Annotated in this window: 5 protein-coding genes and 1 pseudogene; 2 read left to right on the top strand and 4 right to left on the bottom strand. The window is 59.0% G+C overall.

From position 1 onward, the window contains the following. Positions 1-181, top strand: a pseudogene (locus tag B3849_RS05830) (hypothetical protein); the annotation flags it as partial. 9 nt (positions 182-190) lie between these two features. Continuing rightward, a complete protein-coding gene (gene infB, locus B3849_RS05825; protein ID WP_005850858.1) occupies positions 191-2,674 on the top strand; it encodes a translation initiation factor IF-2 in 2,484 nt (827 codons plus the stop codon). Between the two features lies 1 nt (position 2,675). On the opposite strand, the gene B3849_RS05820 is transcribed toward infB, so the two are convergent. The 4 genes from B3849_RS05820 to B3849_RS05805 all read right to left on the bottom strand — a co-directional run. After that, complete coding sequence (locus B3849_RS05820; RefSeq protein ID WP_278375806.1) at positions 2,676-3,482, bottom strand: metallophosphoesterase family protein; 807 nt, start codon at positions 3,480-3,482, stop codon at positions 2,676-2,678. Continuing rightward, positions 3,479-4,402, bottom strand: a complete 924-nt coding sequence (locus B3849_RS05815) for a diacylglycerol/lipid kinase family protein (protein WP_278425912.1) — start codon at positions 4,400-4,402, stop codon at positions 3,479-3,481. The genes B3849_RS05820 and B3849_RS05815 overlap by 4 nt, the downstream gene beginning before the upstream one ends. A 74-nt stretch (positions 4,403-4,476) precedes the next feature. Beyond that, positions 4,477-4,611 carry a hypothetical protein gene (locus tag B3849_RS05810; protein ID WP_278425913.1) on the bottom strand — a complete coding sequence of 45 codons (135 nt, stop codon included), beginning with the start codon at positions 4,609-4,611 and terminating at the stop codon, positions 4,477-4,479. Positions 4,612-4,737: 126 nt separating this feature from the next. Continuing rightward, the coding region (locus B3849_RS05805) for a (deoxy)nucleoside triphosphate pyrophosphohydrolase (protein WP_286779910.1) at positions 4,738-5,088 on the bottom strand (351 nt) is incomplete at its 5' end.

Raw genomic sequence — 5,088 nt, 5'->3', positions numbered from 1 at the left:
ACACTATGGCCATTACATTGGTTGGTTGACAGCCGATGAATTGGGTTTGGCATTCGGTCGCCAAACTGTGATACATGGGGCGCTCGCCTCTGGTGGTCTTACCTCTCGTGTTGTAGAGGAGGCTCAGCGGTTAAAAGGCGTGCGCATAAACGAGGGTGGCAACGGTCACCCGAAAGGATAGACGAGCTTCATGAGCGATAGTGACGGCAAAAAGACATTGGGCCTGCGGGGAGCGTCTTCGCGTCCCGGCAACGTAAAGCAAAGCTTTAGCCACGGGCGGACGAAAAACGTCGTGGTCGAGACCAAGCGCAAGCGCGTTGTGGTGCCCAAACCTGCTGGCGCAAAAGCCGGCGGCGGTAGCAATCCATCGCTCGGGGATCCCTCCAAGCGTCCGGCAGGGATCACCGATTCCGAAATGGAACGCCGGCTGAAGGCGGTTCAGGCTGCCCGCGCCCGCGAGGCGGAAGAAGCCGAAGCACGCGCAGCCGAGGAAAAGGCCCGCGCAGAAGACCGCGAGCGTCGTCGTGCCGAGATCGAGGCGAAAGAAGCCGAAGAGCGTGAGCGCGAGGAAAGCCTGAAGGCGAAAGCCGAAGAGGACGAGCGCCGCAAGAAAGAAGCGGAAGCCGCAGCAGCCGCTGCCGCAGCCCCCGCAGCGGCCCCTGCCGCGCCGCGTTCGCCGAACATCAAATCCGGCGCACCGACCCCTGCGGCCCGCAAGAAAGAAGGCGACCGCGAAGAAACCAACAAGCGCAACAAGGGTGGCGACGATAGCCGTCGTTCCGGCAAACTGACGCTGAACCAGGCTTTGTCCGGTGGCGAAGGTGGCCGTCAACGGTCCATGGCGCAGATGAAACGCAAGCAGGAACGCCAGCGCCAGAAGGCAATGGGCGGTTCGGTTGAGCGTGAAAAGGTCGTGCGCAACGTCAACCTGCCTCCGGCGATCGTGGTTTCCGAACTGGCGAACCGGATGGCCGAACGCGTTGGCGCTGTCGTCAAAGCATTGATGACAAACGGCATGATGGTCACGCAGAACGAAACCATCGACGCTGACACAGCCGAGCTGATCATCGAGGAATTCGGCCACAAAGTGGTGCGCGTTTCCGATGCTGACGTTGAAGACGTGATCAAGGAAGCCGAAGACGATCCGAAAGATCTGGTCTCGCGTCCTCCGGTTATCACGATCATGGGCCACGTTGACCACGGTAAGACATCGCTGCTTGACGCGATCCGCAAAGCCAAGGTTCAGTCCGGCGAAGCGGGCGGTATCACACAGCACATCGGTGCCTATCAGGTCACAACCGACAACGGTCAGGTTCTGAGCTTCCTCGATACACCGGGCCACGCGGCCTTTACCTCGATGCGGTCGCGCGGTGCGCAGGTCACCGACATCGTTGTTCTGGTGGTCGCGGCGGATGATGCTGTGATGCCTCAGACGATCGAAGCGATTAACCACGCGAAAGCGGCCAAGGTGCCAATGATCGTGGCGATCAACAAGATCGACAAATACGAAGCGAACCCTGACAAAGTCCGTACGGACCTGCTGCAGCACGAGGTTATCGTTGAAAAGATGTCCGGTGAAACACAGGACGTCGAAGTATCGGCCACCACGGGGCAAGGTCTGGACGAACTGCTGGAAGCCATCGCGCTGCAAGCGGAACTGCTGGAACTGAAAGCGAACCCGAACCGCGCCGCGGTCGGTGCCGTGATCGAAGCGCAGCTTGACGTGGGCCGCGGCCCCGTTGCGACTGTTCTTGTTCAGAACGGTACGCTGCGTCAGGGCGACATCTTTGTTGTGGGCGAGCAGTACGGTAAGGTCCGTGCGCTGATCAACGATCAGGGCGAGCGCGTGAAAGAAGCAGGCCCATCCGTGCCGGTAGAGGTGCTTGGCCTGAACGGGACACCGGGTGCGGGCGACGTTCTGAACGTCACCGACACCGAAGCGCAGGCGCGCGAGATTGCGGAATACCGTGAAAAAGCCGCCAAAGACAAACGCGCTGCGGCTGGTGCTGCGACGACGCTGGAACAGCTGATGGCGAACGCCAAGGTGAACGAAACCATTAGCGAGCTGCCTTTGTTGATCAAAGCAGACGTTCAGGGTTCTGCCGAAGCGATCGTTCAAGCGATGGAGAAAATCGGCAACGATGAAGTCCGCGTGCGCGTCCTTCACTCGGGCGTGGGTGCGATTACCGACACCGATGTGGGTCTTGCCGAAGCCTCCAACGCGCCGATCATCGGTTTCAACGTCCGTGCAAACGCCTCGGCCCGTGCCTCGGCAAACCAGAAGGGTGTCGAGATCCGGTATTACTCTGTCATCTATGACATGGTTGATGATGTGAAAGCTGCCGCAAGTGGCCTGCTGAGCAACGAGATCCGCGAACACTTCATCGGCTATGCGTCGATCAAAGAGGTATTCAAGGTGACCGGCGTTGGCAAGGTTGCGGGCTGTCTGGTGACCGAAGGCAAAGCAAGCCGCGCCGCTGGTGTGCGCCTGCTGCGCGACGATGTCGTTATCCACGAAGGCACGCTGAAAACGCTCAAGCGCTTCAAGGACGAAGTTGCCGAAGTACCGTCAGGCCAGGAATGTGGTATGGCGTTCGAGAACTACGAAGACATCCGTCCGGGCGACGTTATCGAAATCTTCACACGTGAAGAAGTCGTGCGCACGCTGGACTAAGTCACACTTCGTCCGATATCTGATGATCAGAAGCCCGGTTAAATGTCCGGGCTTCTGTCGTCTCAAAGACCCGTTTATCTTCGTTAAAGCTCAGCCGGTCGACACAGACCTGATCGTCCGAGATCTTCACAAGGTTGAAATCATTCGGCTCACCGCGCACGCGCGACGACAGGCTGGTCCCCGCATGCAACTGGATCGCCGTGGTGCCGCCGGATTCGACGGTAAAATTCTCTGCGTGCCACGTGTGAAGGTGCCCCGACAGGATCAGGTTCGCCCCGCAAGACAGTAGCTTTTCCAGCGCGATTTCGGCACCGGGTATGGGCTTTTTCTTGGTGTGATTGGGATGCTCTAGCGGGTGATGCACCACTAACACGCGGGCTTTGCGCGCGGCGGTGTCATCCATCGCCTTGCAGGCTTGCGCGATACGCCCTGCCGTCAGCTTTCCCGTCTGCCACGAAAAGCGATCGACCGAGTTGATGCCGATGACGACCATATCATCGTCCTCATACCGAGGCGTCAGATCGGCGTTGATCCATTTGCGATACCGCCGCCACGGCATGAAAAACCGTTGGAACGGGCGGTCAAGCAGGACATCGTGGTTCCCCGGCACACCCAAGACAGGCGCGTTGATCCGCTGGATAAAGTTATGCGCTTCCTCGAACTGGCTACGCCGCGCGCGCTGCGTGAAATCGCCCGAGATGGCGACGATATCGGGGTTCAGTTCGTTCACACAAGAGAGCAGCGGTTCCAGCAGGTCGGGTCGATCCTTGCCAAAGTGTAAATCTGAGAGATGTACCAATGTGCTCATCTGACGGCCTCGTTAAATTCGGCAGGAACGATCAGCTGCAGGGCCTCGCGCTGCATGTGCAGTTTGAACGGGCCTTTCATGCGGCTTAGCTCTCCGTCGCGGGCGACAGGGCGTGATTTATGCGGCATCTCAAGCGTGATCTCGTTCCCGCAGTGCATTTGATAGTCGGTTTCACGTTTCGCGACCCCAAGGGCCAGCGCGGCGGCGTGTTTGAACAGCCCCCAACGGTTCGTATCGGGGGCAACCAGCAGCACCATGCCGCCCTTGGCGATACAGTCTTCGCCGCTCAGCCCCATTTGGTTCAGCTGAAAGGCGTTGCTGATTGCAAAGACCAGCGGTGTCCTATGTTTAAAGGATTTGCCATCAATCGTCACCGTCAGCCTGAGCGGCGCGCGGAGTGTTGCCAGCGCTTTGACCACCGACCAATAGGCCGCAACACGGCTGCGGCCCCAGCGGTCATAGATGCCTTCGCGGGTTTTCAGGATGGCGGCATAGGCCCCGATGCTGGCGTTGTTCAGAAACGCGTTGCCATTGATCTTGGCGATGTCCGTCGGGCGCAGGACGCCCTTGGCGACGACATCCACGGCTTCGTCAACGGTTTCGGGCAGGTTCAGCGAACGGGCGAAATAGTTAAAGGTGCCCGCGGGGATAATCCCCATCTGGTTGGGCACATGCGCCAAGCCCGAGGCGACGCCGCTGATGGTTCCGTCGCCGCCTGACGCGACGATGGTGGCGTCGGGGTTCGCTTCGGCAGTGGATTGCGCCACCTGCCCCAAATCCGCGCCATTGGGCGAGAATTCAACGAAGCTGACGGGAATGTCGTGGTGTTGAAACCTGTCTGAAATCCGGGACTTACGCTCTGTCCCGTCTTGGCGGCCGGAGCCCTTGTTCAGAATAACGATAACACGTTGAGGCTTCATGATTGATCCATCCTTGATGACCTAAGCAAACGCTTGGGGCAGGGGGATGGTTCAGATGTTTTGCGTGTGCGTGATCAGTTCCGGCGCTGGATTGGCTTGCCGGTATAGATCGCGTCATCAACCTTAACCGATATGCGGCCGTCGGGCATGTCGCGGACGAAAATACCCTGGACGGATACGGTGGAACCGATGGTGATTGTGCGAAGCATTGCTTCCTCCCAGAAGAACCTGAAGTTGCATCTTTATAAGCGACAATTTGCCTAAGTCTAGCAACAAAAAAGTCAAGGAGGCAGTATTCACGCGCGTAAAGAAACAGATGAGAGGTCGCGCTGGCCCTAAAGCCAGTCGCGCAGGATCGGAATCAGGGGAATGTCCGCTGGGGGCATTGGATAATCTTTCAGCGCATTGGCACGGACCCATTTCAGGTTTTGCCCCTCGCGCGCCTGCGGTGTGCCGTTCCATTTGCGGCAGGCAAACAGCGGCATCAACAGGTGGAACTCATCGTAGGCATGGCTGGCAAAGGTCAACGGGGCAAGGCAGGACGCCCATGTGTCGATGCCCAGTTCTTCTTGCAACTCGCGGATCAGCGCGGCTTCGGGGGTTTCGCCGGCTTCGACCTTGCCGCCCGGAAACTCCCACAAACCGGCCATGGATTTGCCGGGCGGGCGCTGTGCCAAAAGCACGCG

This window comes from Sulfitobacter sp. UBA4523 (assembly GCF_002388305.1).
GTDB classification, from domain to species: domain Bacteria; phylum Pseudomonadota; class Alphaproteobacteria; order Rhodobacterales; family Rhodobacteraceae; genus Sulfitobacter; species Sulfitobacter pontiacus.
The sequence above is the reverse complement of the archived record's forward strand: the minus strand, read 5'-3'. Positions and strand labels throughout refer to the sequence as shown.